The organism is Polaromonas sp., assembly GCF_016185115.1.
In the GTDB taxonomy this organism is placed as follows: Bacteria; Pseudomonadota; Gammaproteobacteria; order Burkholderiales; family Burkholderiaceae_C; genus Polaromonas.
On sequence record NZ_JACPOF010000015.1, the window covers coordinates 577009 to 590706 of the forward strand.

Annotated in this window: 8 protein-coding genes; 4 read left to right on the forward strand and 4 right to left on the reverse strand. The window is 61.1% G+C overall.

Annotation, left to right across the window (positions count from 1 at the left end; all coding sequences use genetic code 11):
• The first annotated feature begins 22 nt into the window (after window positions 1-22).
• The gene (locus HYX42_RS09235) at window positions 23-4909 is read left to right on the forward strand and encodes a PAS domain S-box protein (RefSeq protein ID WP_293402103.1); all 4887 of its coding nucleotides are present in this window, start codon (window positions 23-25) and stop codon (window positions 4907-4909) included.
• Window positions 4910-4962: 53 nt separating this feature from the next.
• On the opposite strand, the gene HYX42_RS09240 is transcribed toward HYX42_RS09235, so the two are convergent.
• Window positions 4963-5592, reverse strand: a complete 630-nt coding sequence (locus tag HYX42_RS09240) for a DUF4136 domain-containing protein (RefSeq protein WP_293402105.1) — start codon at window positions 5590-5592, stop codon at window positions 4963-4965.
• 337 nt (window positions 5593-5929) lie between these two features.
• Between HYX42_RS09240 and HYX42_RS09245 the strand changes: the two genes are divergently transcribed.
• Complete coding sequence (locus HYX42_RS09245; protein ID WP_293402106.1) at window positions 5930-7030, forward strand: AI-2E family transporter; 1101 nt, start codon at window positions 5930-5932, stop codon at window positions 7028-7030.
• A gap of 53 nt (window positions 7031-7083) precedes the next feature.
• Here the strand turns inward: HYX42_RS09245 and HYX42_RS09250 are convergent, their stop codons facing one another.
• Window positions 7084-8271 (reverse strand): FAD-dependent monooxygenase, encoded by a 1188-nt coding sequence (locus HYX42_RS09250; RefSeq protein ID WP_293402107.1) that lies wholly within the window; start codon window positions 8269-8271, stop codon window positions 7084-7086.
• Window positions 8272-8470: 199 nt separating this feature from the next.
• Here HYX42_RS09250 and HYX42_RS09255 point away from each other — a divergent pair, with 199 nt between their 5' ends.
• A complete protein-coding gene (locus HYX42_RS09255) occupies window positions 8471-9364 on the forward strand; it encodes a LysR family transcriptional regulator (RefSeq protein ID WP_293402108.1) in 894 nt (297 codons plus the stop codon).
• Here the strand turns inward: HYX42_RS09255 and fahA are convergent.
• Together fahA and HYX42_RS09265 are read right to left on the reverse strand one after the other, a co-directional pair.
• On the reverse strand, window positions 9361-10692 hold the full coding sequence (fahA, locus tag HYX42_RS09260) for a fumarylacetoacetase (protein ID WP_293402109.1): 1332 nt from the start codon (window positions 10690-10692) through the stop codon (window positions 9361-9363). The genes HYX42_RS09255 and fahA overlap by 4 nt on opposite strands.
• 9 nt (window positions 10693-10701) lie before the next feature.
• The gene (locus tag HYX42_RS09265) at window positions 10702-11685 is read right to left on the reverse strand and encodes a tripartite tricarboxylate transporter substrate binding protein (protein WP_293402110.1); all 984 of its coding nucleotides are present in this window, start codon (window positions 11683-11685) and stop codon (window positions 10702-10704) included.
• Window positions 11686-11842: 157 nt separating this feature from the next.
• Here HYX42_RS09265 and HYX42_RS09270 point away from each other — a divergent pair, with 157 nt between their 5' ends.
• On the forward strand, window positions 11843-13516 hold the full coding sequence (locus tag HYX42_RS09270) for an RNB domain-containing ribonuclease (protein WP_293402111.1): 1674 nt from the start codon (window positions 11843-11845) through the stop codon (window positions 13514-13516).
• The last annotated feature ends 182 nt before the right edge of the window (window positions 13517-13698 follow it).

The following is a 13698-nucleotide window of genomic DNA, read 5'->3' on the forward strand; positions in this document are numbered from 1 at the left end:
GATCGCGCTGCAGAAACCACGTATGAACAAGGACAACCCATTGTCCAGCGACAGCCTTCACATCCAGGTGGTGGAACTCGCTCGTGCCAATGAGCAGTTGCAGCGCGAACTCGCTGCGCAGCGCCGGGCAACGGCCGCGGTGCAGGCCAATGCGCGCCACCTGCTTGACATGGTCGCAGTGTCGGCAGACTGGTACTGGGAGCAGGACGCCCACTACCGCTTCGTGGAATTTTCGTCAGGGTTGAGCAATGGCAAGCTCGACAGCGGAATCATCTTCGGTGCCACGGGTCAATGCCGCTGGGACCTGCCTGGCATCACACCGTTGACGATGTCCTGGGAAGCGCATCGCGCCGTGCTGGATGCACATCAATCCTTTCGTGATTTTGAATATCTCCGGGTATTTGAGGACGGCATCACCGGCTACTTTTCAGTCAGCGGCACCCCCATTTTTGATGATCAGAACCGGTTTACAGGCTATCGGGGCACCATGCGGGACATCAGCGCAGGAAAGCGCTTCACGGATGCGCAAAAGAAGACGTCGGATTTTCTCGACAGCGTGGTGGCCAACATTCCCGTCGCGGTTCATCTCAAGTCGGTCAGGGATGACTTTCGCATTGTGGCGTGGAACAAGGCGGCGGAGGTGCAGTACGGACTGAGCCGTGAGGAGGCCATGGGCCGTACGGTTCATGAAATGTGGCCGCAGGCGGATGCGGACAGGATGCATGCCGCTGACATTGAGCTGGTCGCATCGGGGCTGACGGAAGATTTCCCCGACCGGTCCGCCATCACAAGGCATCATGGCGATATCCGGGTGCACATGCGCAAGGTGCCGCTCAAGGACGCCACGGGGGCGGTCACGCATCTGCTGATCACGACAGAGGACATCACCAGCCGCCTCGCCGCCGATGAGCGCCTGCGCGCCAGTGAAACCCGCTTTCGCGCGCTGGTGTCCACGCTCTCCGAAGGCATCCTGGTGCGTGACGCAGCGGGGCGCATTGTCGATTGCAACGCCAGCGCAGAACGCATTTTCGGTCTTTCGCTGGAACAGCTGCGGGGGCAAACCATTCCCCGCCCGGAGTGGATCCGGCATCGTGAAGACGGCTCCGTCATGCCGGAAGAAGAATGGTCGAGCGTGGTCGCCAGGCGTACCGGTCTGCCGCAAACCGATGCAGTTGTCTGTTTCGCCAGGCCGGATGGGGGGATGATGTGGGGGTTGATCAACATCCTGCCCCTGTTCGAGAAACCTGGCGGTGAGCCTTCCGGCTACGTGACGACCATTACCGATATCACCAAGAGGAAACTCGCCGAGTTTGAAATTGTCAGGCTCAATGTCGCACTGGAAAACCGTGTAGCGCGCAGGACAGCCCAGCTGGAAGAAGCCAACAAGGAGCTGGAGGCTTTTTCGTATTCCGTTGCGCACGACCTGCGGTCTCCCCTGACGACGATTGACGGCTTTGGAGCCCTGCTGCAGAAAGCGATGCCGCAGGAATCCAGCGAGCGCGCCGCGCTTTATCTTTCAAAGATACGTGGCGGGGTCCGGCGAATGGGTGAACTGACGGATGGCCTGCTCTCGCTGGCCCAGCTGTCGCGCACCAGCCTGAAGTGGACGGCGGTCAACCTGAGTGCCGAGGCGGACACCATCCTTCGGCAGTGCGCTGAAAACGACCCCGGCCGCAACGTGCACGTGCGCGTTGAACCCGGCTTGCTGGTTCGGGGCGATGGAGCGTTGCTCCGCCAGGTGATGGATAACCTGATCAGCAATGCCTGGAAGTTCACGTCCAAAAAAGCCAGCGCCGAAATAGTGGTGGGGCAGGAACGCGATGCGGACCGGCAGGCAGTCTATTTCGTCAGGGACAACGGCGCGGGGTTCGACATGGCCCACGCACACACGCTTTTCGAAACCTTCCTGCGCCTGCATACGGCGGAAGAATACGACGGAAGCGGCATCGGCCTGGCCACGGTCAAACGCATCGTGGCCAGGCATGGTGGGAGGATCTGGGCCCAATCGAGGCTCGGTGAGGGAAGCACTTTTTATTTCACGCTCGGGGCGGATCCGGCTGCTGCCGCTTCAGGCGGTGAACTGGGCGATTATTCGGCAGCCGCGCGGGCCGGTGCCCCGCCATCGAACCCGTTGTTGACAGGCGCCGCCGCTTTGCTTCCCGGCCAGACGGCGATTGTGCCATTGGGCAGCGAGCAGTTCACCGTCACCGACCAGCAGTTTAATTATGCGTTTGACCACGCAGCGACCGGAATGGCCGTCATCGGCCTTGATTCACGCAGGCTCAAGGTCAACAACGCCTTTTGCAGGATGCTGGGGTATTCCGAGGCGGAGATGTTGTCCCGGACCATTCATGAAGTGACGCACCCCGACGACATCCATTGGGACCTGTCGCAGCGCAAGCGTGCGCTGGCCGGGGAAATAGAAACCTATCAGTGGGAAAAGCGGTACATCCACAAGGCCGGCCACATCCTCTGGGGCTACCTGACCAGCTCACTGGTGCGCGACGCCGATCGCACGCCGCTTTACTTTATTGTCCAGGTCCAGGACATCACGGAACTCAAGCAGAAAGAGCAGATTTTGCGTGACAGCGAAGAGCGCTTTCGCGCGCTGACCCTGCTGTCTTCAGACTGGTTCTGGGAGCAGGACGAGAATTTCCGGTTTGTGCATGTCTCGGAGCCGGACGTGGCCTGGAGCAGCAACATCGGTAAAACGCGTTGGGAATTGAGCGGTACCCTCCTTGAAGAACGCGTGTGGGCGGCTCACAGGTCGCAGCTGGAACGGCATGAGCCTTTTCGCGATTTCGAGGTGCCCCGGCTGGATCAGACCGGCGAAATTCGCTATCGGAGCATCAGCGGCGTGCCGATTTTCGATGCCACTGGGCGCTTCACCGGCTACCGCGGCATCGGCCGCGACATCACCGAGGCGCGCCGGGTGGCTGAAGCGCTGCGTGACAGCGAGTCCCAATTGCGCCAGATCACCGACACGGTGCCCGCCATGATCGCTTATGTGGACGTAGACCATTGTTTCCGCTTCCACAACAAGGCTTGCGAGGAGGCTTTCGGCCTGTCTTTCGGACAGATCCACGGAAAGCATTTGCGGGATGTCCTGGGCGGGAAAATTTACCAAGCCGTGAGTCCCCATGTCGAGGAGGTTCTCTCGGGGTACCCGGTGACCTACGAACGCACCCAAAAAACTGCGCACGGAGAATTGAGGGACTACGTGGTCAATTACTTCCCCCGCTATGGCGACGGTGCCGAAGAAGGCGAGGTCATAGGCTTTTACTCACTGGCCACGGATGTCACCGAGTTCAAGCGCATGAACCGCGCCGCCGAAAGTGCCAATCGCAGCAAGAGTGAGTTCCTTGCGAACATGAGCCACGAAATACGCACACCCATGAATGCCATCGTTGGCCTGGCTCACCTGGTGCTCAAAACCGAACTGACGGCACGCCAGCGCGACTACCTTGTCAAGATGCAAAGCTCCGGCCAGCATCTTTTGGGAATACTCAACGACATCCTCGATTTCTCGAAGGTGGAGGCCGGAAAGCTGGGGATAGAGCACGCCGATTTTGAATTTGAAAAGCTGCTGGATAACCTTTCCAATCTGTTGTCCGAGAAGAGCAATGACAAAGGCCTGGAACTTGTCTTCGACATAGGCCCGGATGTGCCGCAGAACCTCATTGGTGATTCATTGCGGCTTGGGCAGGTTCTGATCAATCTCGTCAACAATGCCGTGAAGTTCACTGAAACCGGGGTAATTGTTGTTTCCGCCAGGGTGGAGCAACTGGGTGAACAGGAGGTGCTGCTGCGTTTTGCCGTCAAGGACACCGGGATTGGCCTCACGCAGGAGCAGATAGGCCGCTTGTTCCAGAGTTTCGAGCAGGCCGACTCCTCGACAACGCGTAAATTCGGTGGCACCGGCCTCGGCCTGGCCATCTCGAAAAAACTGGTTGAACTGATGGGCGGAGAAGTCGGCGTCGAGAGCGAGGTCGGCGCGGGCAGCACCTTCTGGTTCACCGCCCGCCTCGGCGTGAGCCTGCTCAAGCGGCGTGAACTCGTGCCACTGCCCAACCTGCGCGGGCGCAACGTGCTCGTGGTGGACGACAACGAAATTGCCCGCACCGTCATCGTCGACATGCTCAAGGCAATGAGCTTTCAGGTGGGGCAGGCGTCTTCGGGAAAGATGGCTGTGGAAGAGGTCAGGAAAGCGGCCACTGCAAACCGTTCTTTCGAGATCATCTATCTGGACTGGCGTATGCCCGTGATGGACGGCATTGAAACGGCGCGCCAGATTCAGTCGCTTGGTCTCTATCCGGCGCCCCACCTAGTCATGGTCACTGCCCATGGCCGGGAAGAACTGCTCAAGGAACTGGAAACGACAGATATTGAGGACACGCTCTTCAAACCGGTGAATCCCTCCATCCTCTTCGATATGACGATGGATTTGCTGGGCGGAGCGCCCGCCCGGCAATGCGAAGTCCAGGAGGTGCCCGCCAGCAGCGATTACGCAGGGCTGGGTGCCATCAAGGGTGCCCGCATCCTGCTTGTGGAAGACAACGACATCAACCAGATCGTCGCAGGCGAATTGCTCAAGGATGCGGGCTTCGCTGTGGATTTTGCCGACAACGGGGAGATTGCCCTGGAGATGCTCGGAAAGGCGACGTACGACCTGGTGCTGATGGATATGCAAATGCCCGTAATGGGGGGTGTGGAGGCGACGGTGGCCTTGCGCAAGCTGCCGCAACTGCGAAACCTTCCGGTGATTGCGATGACGGCCAACGTCATGGCGCAGGACAGGCAACAGTGCCTGGACGCGGGCATGAACGATTTTCTGGTCAAACCCATAGAACCGGACCGGGTGTGGGAGGTGCTGGCCAGATGGATCACGCTGCCCCTGGTGCGCGCTTGAGGAACTGCGTGCCTCAAGGGGGAGCGGCATGGATGGGTTTTTCCTGCGGGCCGTCAGGGCGCCAGTTGAACCCGGTAACGCCTCATGCCCGCAGGTGGCACAGGGAAATCCTTCAGCGCGCTGTCTGCCATGGCCGCCAGCACCCGTGAGTCGCCGGGATAGCCGTCCTGTGAATAGGCCCGGGTTTCGTAAACCACGCTGTTGGTCTGCAGGTTGCGCACCAGCACCAGGAGCTCGGTCCTGAATTCAGTGCTGGCTGAACCGCCTATTGGAAACCCGAAGCCTATACCCGCGCCGCTGATGCCGCCGCTGCCTCCGCTGATGCCAATGGTGGGGCCGTAGGGGTAGCCGCCCATGCCGGCGACCTGCTGAACGCTGGTCGACACCTGCACGCTGTAGCGCGCGGCGGCTGGCGCCGGCACGTACTGCAACCCCTTGGCGGACAGCACATGATGGACAACATCTTCGAGCTGCTGGGTCTGCACGCTCGCGGCGAGTTGTGAAGGCAATCTTTCAAACCGGTAGGTACTGCCTGTGAGGGGCAGGCCGGCGGCGCCCCATGTTGCAAAGGCGGTGACGTCAATCGCAGCTGTACGTGGGCCCGAACCCGCGCACCCCGCAGCCAGGACCGCGAGTGCGAGCACGATGGCGGTGGTGAGCGTACGGGATATTCTGGGCATCATGATGCAAAGTATGCACCGCGCATGAAACACAAGGGTCGGACGTGAACCGTGACGGGTGTAGGCCTGTGGGGGGTGCCTGAGGAACCGGCACTTTCTGGCTGGAAGATGGAACGACCGGGGCGGGCAGCACCATTGCCGGGAAGTTTACGCGGCATTGTGTCGGGCGTACGGCCCACAACCACTGCACGGACTGTCCCACGCCTGTTTTCTGCGGCAGTGACGATAATCCGTGATTGAATCGCCAGCAGACCCTGTGACACCATTGATGCGCTGACTTTGCGCGCCCGGTGCATTGGGCGCGCCAGGACCCCATTCGTTCACCGCCAATCTTCCCCGCATGAAAACTCCAGCTCCGCTTCACACGTCCAGCCTTGAGGGCAAGGCCTTCCTGTTGTTGCTGCTGCTTGTTTCACTCGCTTTTCTGTGGGTGCTCTGGCCGTTTTACGGTGCGGTGTTCTGGGGAGCGATTTTTGCCATGATGTTCACGCCGCTGTTTATCCGCCTGCTGGCCCGCATGCGCGGCAAACGCACGCCGGCTGCGCTGGTCACCCTGGCCATCATCCTTGTTTTGGTGATTTTGCCGCTGGGGCTTGTGGCCTCGCTGCTGGTTCAGGAGGCCATGGCGGTCTACCAGCGTGTGCAGTCTGGCGAATTGAACATCAGCCGTTATTTCCAGCAGGTCTACGACGCATTGCCGGCCTGGGCGAACGGCCTGCTGCGCAGGTTTGGCCTCAATAATTTCGCCCTGGTCCAGGAACGCCTGACCACAGGCATTACCAGGGGCAGCCAGTTCATCGCCACGCAGGCGCTGAGCATCGGGCAGAACACTTTCGATTTTGTGGTCAGTTTTTTCATCATGCTGTACGTGCTGTTCTTCCTGTTGCGGGACGGTGCGGCGCTGGCCAGGCGCATTGAAAGCGCCATACCGCTGGAAGCCGGCATCAAACGCGAACTGGGCCACAAGGTCGCCACCGTCATACGCGCCACCGTGCGCGGCAACATCGTGGTGGCCGCCTTGCAGGGCGCACTGGGTGGCCTGATTTTCTGGATGCTGGACGTGCATGCGCCCGTGCTGTGGGGCACGCTGATGGCCGGCTTGTCCCTGTTGCCGGCTGTTGGGGCTGCACTGGTATGGGGGCCTGTCGCCATTTACTTCCTGGTCAGCGGACAGGTCTGGCAGGGGCTGGTGCTGATTGCTTTCGGTGTGCTGGTCATCGGTCTGGTCGACAACCTGCTGCGGCCCATCCTTGTTGGCAAGGACACCCGCCTGCCTGACTATGTGGTGCTGGTGTCCACGCTGGGCGGCATGGCGCTGTTCGGGCTCAACGGTTTTGTGGTCGGCCCGCTGGTGGCAGCCATGTTTATGGCGACCTGGGATATTTTTGTCACTGCGCGGCGTGACAGGCAGGCAGAGTCGGAGCCTGACCAGGCCCCCTGAACATTCAGGCTGTCAGCCCCTGATGTCTGCAGCTTAAGCAATGCGCAACAGGTCTAGATGATTGCCTCATTGACGTTGTACCTGAATAACCAGTCATAGCGTTCGACCACGCGTGCAGGTGTCCACTCCCTGTCTACATATTCGGCTGCACCCGTTTCGCTGGCCAGTGAATGGTCATGAAAACGTCTGGCATTGTCGTTGGAGCCCCTGACAACCCGCGATGTGCGTTCCTTGCGGGCTGCCTCGTATTTCTGCAGGGCCTGTGCCGGCTGGCCGGGGTACTCGTTCAATGCCCGAGCGAGCATGAACCCATCTTCAATCGCCATGGCCGCACCTTGCGCCAGGAAAGGCAGGGTAGGGTGGCAGGCGTCACCCAGCAGGGTGATGCAGCCGGTGGTCCAGCTCGCCATCGGCTCACGCGTCATCATGGCCCACTTGTATGGTGTCGCTATGGAGCGGATCAGTGTTTGCACGTCGGCATGCCAGTTGGCAAAGTCGCGCAGGCATTCATCGACAGAGCCTTTCTCGTGCCAGGACTCCACCTTCCAGTCGCTGCGTTCCACCGCGCCGACAAAGTTCACCAGTCCATCATTTGACAGCGGGTAGTGAATGACATGCGAGCCCGGCCCTATCCAGTTGACACCCTTTGCATCGCGCAGATGTAGCGGCAGCTTTGCCATCGGGATCAGGCCGCGCCAGGCCACGAGCCCTGAAAACCCGGGCTTGTCGTTGCCAAAAAGCTGCGCCCTGATGGCTGAGTGCACACCATCCGCACCCACCACGACATCACCGGTAAAGCTGCGGCCGTCTGCGGTGGTGACGGTTGCACCTTCGCCATTGGTCACGCAGGATGCGACTTTTGCATTCAGTGTGATGGCCGCCGGTGAAAGGCGATTCACCGCGTCCAGCAAGGTGGCATGCAGGTGCGCTCTATGGATGGTGAGGTAGGGGTAGCCGTATTTTTCGCGGCACATGGGCCCGAGGTCGAAAAGCTTCCAGGCCTGCCCGGTGTTCCACAGGCGCACCTCCTTGCTGACAGGCTCCGATGACCTGGCCACCATTTCGTCACCCAGGCCGAGTTCAAACAGCACGCGCGTGCAATTGGGGCTGAGCTGGACGCCCGCACCCACTTCAAGCAGTTCCGACGCCTGCTCCAGCACCTGTACCTTGTGCCCGGTGCGCAGCAACGACAGGGCCGCAGTCAGGCCACCAATGCCGGCGCCAGCAATCACGATATTCATGGGTCAGTCCTCTTGTCTCTGTTGTTTCTTTTGCTTCAATGCTGCCATTACACAGTGCAAGCTGCGCGGGGTAAAACAAATTGATGCTGTGGCTTGACAAGCAACATCTATGAATCCGCCCGTGCACGCGTGTTTTCCTGAATGGACGCCTTCGATGGGAAACCTATGATTGATCCTTTCTCATCCTGCATGGGCTTTCATGAACCTGAATCTGCGCCAGCTCAAGGCCTTCATCGGCGTGGCGGAAACCGGCAATTTCACCAAGACGGCGCAAAAAGTCCACCTGACGCAGGCGGCCCTGAGCGCGACCATCCGCGAGCTTGAAGGGCAGTTGCGCAGCAGGCTGTTCGAGCGCACCACCCGCAATGTAGTGCTGACCGATGCCGGCCGTGATTTCCTGCCGACAGCCATGGCGGTTGTGCGTGACCTCGAAGCGGCCAGCGCGAGGCTGGGCGCGCTGGAACGAACCGGTGTGGCACAACTGCGGCTGGGTTTCACACCCATGGTGGCGGCACACGTGGTGCCCGGGGTGTTGCAGAAGTTCCAGCAGGCCTGCCCGGAGGTGCAGCTCGATGTCATTGACGATTCCCCGCAGGCCCTTCTGGGCATGGTTGACAGCGGTGAAATTGATGCGGCCTTCGGTGCCTTCTTCCAGCGCGCATCCGGCATACGGCAGACGCCTATGTTTCCGTCCAAGCTCATCGCAGCCTGGTCCCCCAGGCTCATGAAATCGCGCACCACACTGGGCTGGTCCGACCTTTCTGCTTATCCGGTGGTGGCATTGACCGAGGCAAGCCCGGTGCAGCAGCTCGTCAATGCAACGCTGAAAAAGCAGGGCGTAGAGGTCAGCCTGCGCATGGCCGTCAACAATCTTGAAACCGCGATTGCCATGGCCGGCAAGGGTTTTGGCGTGGCGCTTATCCCCTCGTTTGCCGCGGCCGCATGCAAACGCTACGCCACCCTGACTGCTGACATCACACCCCTGGTGCAATTTGATTTCTACCGTATCAGCAAGATAGGGCGTGAGACTGGTGAAGCCCTGGAAGTCTTCTCGAAAGAATTCACGCAGGCTGCAGGACCGGACGCGGTTTAAGCAGTTGCCGGATGCCGCACCGCCGGGGCAATCGTGCCCCGGCATTCACCAAACCCTATGGTCCTGAAACCCTCGCGCCGGGCAAAAGCGCGCAGGATGATTTCGTCACCGTCTTCGAGCCAGCACCTGCTGATGCCATCCTGAAGTTGCACTGGTCGTTTACCCGCTTCGGTGATTTCGGTCATGCAGGCGCGGGATTCGTCAGACTCGCCCGAGATGGTGCCGCTGCCTATGAAGTCGCCGGTCATGATGTTGCAGCCGTTACTGGTGTGGTGGGCCACCATTTGTGCAAACGTCCAGCTCAGGTTCTGCACGCTGCTGCGGCTCAGGCGCACTGCGTCCTTCACACCATCCGGGTGCAGGTGAATCCACGCCTCCACATCGACCTGCAGGCCGCCGAAACGCCGGTTGTGGCTGGAGTCCAGATGCGGCAGAAGCGGCGGGGCGTCGGTCGCGAGCGGCGGTGCAGCCACCTGGAAGGGAGCCAGCGCATCTGCCGTGACCACCCAGGGCGAGACCGAGGTATGGAAGTTCTTGCCCAGAAAAGGTCCGAGCACCTGCTCCCACCACTGGATGTCTTTTGCCGACCAGTCGTTGAGCAGCGAATAGCCGAATATCTGCGCCTGCGCTTCATCCATGCCGAGTGGCGTGCCCAACGGGTTTCCGCCGCGCAGGTAAGCGCCGAGCTCCAGCTCAAAGTCCATCGCCTTGACCGGCCCGAAAACCACTTCGCCTTTCGTATTTTTGTACTGGCCGTTGGGCCGTATGACCGGGCCGCCGCTGATGCGTATGGACGAGGTGCGGCCGTGATAGGCCACCGGCAGGCTCAGGAAGGCAGGCGGCAAAGGGTCTTTCAGGCCCTTGAACTTTCCATGCCGCTCGGTGTGATGACGCGACGTGAGGAAGTCCGTGTAGCCGTTGATCTGCGCCGGCACCACCATGTCTGCACCCGCACGAGGCAACAGGGCATTTTTCTGCACAGCGTCGCGCAGGTGGGTGTTGCCGGGGTCATCACTTAACAGCGCAAACACCCGTCGCCTCAACAGGCGTGATTCTTCTGGCGGCAAGGCCATCAGCGCATTGAGCTGCGGTTGCCCACAGGCTGCGAGAACGCTGGATGGCAGGTTCGTCAGCAAGCCGTGTTCGCACGCGGCCTGCAGGTTGAGGATGTTGTCACCGATGGCAACACCGCACACCTGCCGCCCTTCAAGCCGAAGTGCGCCCAGTGGCAGGTTTTGCAGCGGAAAGTCGGTATCGGGGGTGTTGGCCGATGCGACCCAGCTCAGGCGTGCCGGGTCATGCGTTTCGTCAATGAGAGGTGGCTGCATTCCTGGCTGTCAGTCCGCTTTGGCGCCGGATTTCACCACCACCTCCGCCCATTTTTTGCTTTCTTCCTGAATCAGCCGCGTGAACTCTGCAGGCGAGCTGCCCTGCGCTTCTGCACCGAGGTTTTTGAGCTGAGCCTCCACATCGGCCTCTTTGAGTGCTTTGACGATTTCGCGGTTCAGCCTGTCGATGATGGGCTGGGGTGTGCCTGCCGGCGCGACGATGCCGCTCCAGAAATCGGCGGTGATGGGTGTGAACCCGGCCTCTTTGGTGGTCGGCAGTTCGGGCATGAAGCCGGTGCGCTTGTCGCTGATGACTGCAATCGCCTTGAGCCTGCCCGCCTTGACAAAGGCCGACGTGGTGCCTATCGCGTCGATGGTGAACTGGGTCTCACCGCTGACCACCGCATTGATGGCCGGTGCGCCGCCCTTGTAGGGAATGTGCGTGGCCTTGATGCCCAGCGAGTTGGTCAGCAGCTCGGCAGACAGGTGGCCCACGGACCCATTGCCGGCAGAAGAATATGAAAGGCCGTTGGGCGCTTTCTTTGCGTACTCGACGAACTCCCTGAGGTTGTTGATGGGCAGCGCGCCGTGAATGACGACTATCTGCGGGCCGCGTGCCACCAGGCCCACAGGCTCGAAGGCCTTTGCCGCGTCGTAGCCGAGTTTGGGGTACAGCGCAGGGTTGACCGACAAGGTGCTGCTGCTGCCGTAAAGCAGGGTGTAGCCGTCAGCAGGTGCACGCGCCACTTCGGCGGATCCCACCGCTCCGCCCGCACCGGGTTTGTTGTCGATCACCACGGGCTGCCCCAGCGTTTCGGACAGCTTGCGTGCGATCAGCCGCGCCGCAATGTCGGTAGGGCCTGCAGGCGCAAAAGGCACGACCAGCCGTATCGGCTTGCTCGGGTAGGTGCCGCCGGACTGGGCTGTTGCCAGCCCCATGGCCGTGAGTGACAGGAGGGCGACCACCGCCCGGCGTTTGTGCAAATGTGTCATGTCTCGTTCTTTCTGTTTTTGGGGTACCCGTGCGCTTCTGCGGCGCTGGGCTATTGTGGTCTTTTGCCCGGCCCGGCAGAAGCGTATATTTTTGATGAACTGACAAAATTAATTTGTCAGTCCCCGGCCCCTGTGTGAAAGTACGACAGGCTTACCCATGACGCCTGTGCCAGACGCTCAGGTGGCCGTGTTCAAGCTCGCCATGTCGATGACGAAGCGGTATTTCAGATTGCTTTTGAGCATGCGCTCACGGGCTGCGCCGATGAACCGGTATTCCGGGCGCGGCTGCGCGTCGCGGTATATTGAACCGATGAACAGCCGCAACCACCATAACCGCTCAGACCTTGTCCGCATTGCCACACACGTGATGGCCGAGCGCGGCCTGCAGCCCGAATTCCCGGCGGCTACCTTGCGGCAACTGGCCACCATTCGCGGCCCGGCCACCGGCGCGCAGGAGGAGGGCGATGTTGCCGGCAGCGCGCACACTGCCGATGCGATCGCCGATCTCACCGGTTTGCTGTGGTGCTCCATCGATAACGACGACTCGCTGGACCTTGACCAGCTCACGGTTTGCGAGGTGTTGCACAAGGCCAGGGACAAAGGCGCCATCCGCATGCTGGTGGCCATTGCAGATGTCGACGCCATCGTTAAAAAAGGCAGTGCAATTGATGCCCACGCCAGCACCAACACCACGTCGGTATATACCTCGGCGCGCATATTTCCCATGCTGCCCGAACGCCTGTCCTGCGACCTGACCTCGCTCAATGAGGGCGAAGACCGGCTCGCGCTGGTCACCGAAATGGTGTTTGCCGCCGACACCACGCTGACCAGCGCCACGCTTTACCGCGCAAAGGTGCGCAACAAGGCCAAGCTGGCCTATGACGCCGTCAGCGCCTGGATTGAGGGCGAGGGCCCGCTGCCCGAAGCGGCCGCGGCTGTGGCCGGCCTCGACGTCCAGTTGCGCGAGCAGGATGCGCTGGCCCAGCGGCTGCGTGCGCTGCGGCATGCCCAGGGCTCGCTGGAGCTGCAGAGCTTTCAGCCGCGCGCCGTGTTTGAGGGCGAACGGGTTGTGGCGATCACGGAGCAGGTGCAGAACCGGGCGCGCCAGCTGATTGAAGAAGTGATGATTGCCGCCAACGGCTGCGCGGCGCGTTTCCTGGCGGCAAGCGGCGGCGCCTCTCTGCGGCGCGTGGTGCGCTCACCCGAGCGCTGGCTGCGCATCGTCTCGCTGGCCGCCGAGTATGGCGTCACGCTGCCGCCCGGGCCGGACGCCAGGGCGCTTGAGGCTTTTCTGATCCAGCGCCGCAAGGCAGACCCGCTGCGTTTTCCCGACCTGTCGCTGATCATCGTCAAGCTCATGGGCCGGGGTGAGTATGTCGTCGAGGCCCACGGCGGCCTGCCCATCGGGCACTTCGGCCTGGCCGTGCGTGACTACACCCACGCCACCGCACCCAACCGCCGCTTCCCGGACCTGATCACCCAGCGCATGGTCAAGGCCATCCTTGCTGGCAAGCCGCGGCCCTATAGCAGCGCCGAGCTGGCGAGCCTTGCGCTGCATTGCACCCAGCAGGAGGACGCCGCCCAGAAGGTAGAGCGTCACATGCGCAAGTCCGAGGCGGCGTTGCTGCTGGAGTCGCATGTGGGCCAGCGCTACGACGCCATCGTCACTGGCAGCAACCCCGACGGTGTCTGGGTGCGCGTGTTTGCGCCGCCGGCAGAAGGCAAGGTGGTTTCAGGTCCTGACGGGCTCAGGGTGGGCGACAAGGTGCATGTTCAGCTGGTCGGCACCAACGTCGAGCGCGGGTTCATAGACTTTGCCGTGCTGGGATGACGACGACGGGCGGGTAATTCAGCATATGCCGAGGCATTCCGAGGCATATGCTGAATGTGAGCTATTTTTTCACTTCAGAATCGCCTGAAAAGGCCAAAAACAGGCCATTTTCAGGCATTAAATCGGCTGCAAGCCAATAAATACGCGCGTAAGCAGCTATTGATTTGATAGTAACGTCGAGG

Bases quoted from the DNA above. Each gene is read 5' to 3' on its own strand.
- HYX42_RS09235 (WP_293402103.1), top strand. From the start codon at position 23: ATGAACAAGGACAACCCATTGTCCAGCGACAGCCTTCACATCCAGGTG.
- HYX42_RS09240 (WP_293402105.1), bottom strand. From the start codon at position 5,592: ATGATGCCCAGAATATCCCGTACGCTCACCACCGCCATCGTGCTCGCA.
- HYX42_RS09245 (WP_293402106.1), top strand. From the start codon at position 5,930: ATGAAAACTCCAGCTCCGCTTCACACGTCCAGCCTTGAGGGCAAGGCC.
- HYX42_RS09250 (WP_293402107.1), bottom strand. From the start codon at position 8,271: ATGAATATCGTGATTGCTGGCGCCGGCATTGGTGGCCTGACTGCGGCC.
- HYX42_RS09255 (WP_293402108.1), top strand. From the start codon at position 8,471: ATGAACCTGAATCTGCGCCAGCTCAAGGCCTTCATCGGCGTGGCGGAA.
- fahA (WP_293402109.1), bottom strand. From the start codon at position 10,692: ATGCAGCCACCTCTCATTGACGAAACGCATGACCCGGCACGCCTGAGC.
- HYX42_RS09265 (WP_293402110.1), bottom strand. From the start codon at position 11,685: ATGACACATTTGCACAAACGCCGGGCGGTGGTCGCCCTCCTGTCACTC.
- HYX42_RS09270 (WP_293402111.1), top strand. From the start codon at position 11,843: ATGACGCCTGTGCCAGACGCTCAGGTGGCCGTGTTCAAGCTCGCCATG.